The organism is Flavonifractor sp. DFI.6.63, from assembly GCF_024462255.1.
GTDB classification, from domain to species: domain Bacteria; phylum Bacillota; class Clostridia; order Oscillospirales; family Oscillospiraceae; genus Lawsonibacter_A; species Lawsonibacter_A hominis.
Genome location: NZ_JANGBE010000136.1, coordinates 1 through 282, shown reverse-complemented (window position 1 = coordinate 282; position 282 = coordinate 1). Strand labels below are relative to the sequence as shown.

Genomic DNA, 282 nt, shown 5'->3' with positions numbered 1-282 from the left:
CGGCAACTCCATCAGTCGAACTTCTCTGGATAGCGCTCCGAATTGTCCCCGCAGCACCATTATAGGAGACAGCAAGATCCTGGAGGCCCAAAACTATTGCCAGTTTTTGTGCCGCATCTAAGCCTGCGGCATACAACGCTTGAGTAAAAGCGTTATACTCAAACTGCTCTTCCCAAATACTACTATCTCCAGCCCCAAATCCGTTTGACTGAATCCCGTTGCTGACCAAGTCTGAGGACATTTTGTATGCAGGCCAGATTTTGTTCAGAAACGCCTGCCGAG

The 282-nt window shown here is 49.3% G+C and carries 1 protein-coding gene; it reads right to left on the bottom strand.

The genetic code is table 11. The features are described 5' to 3' along the window. Window positions 1-282 (bottom strand): hypothetical protein (locus NE547_RS18230; RefSeq protein ID WP_256176645.1); only part of this gene is annotated, 282 nt, incomplete at both ends.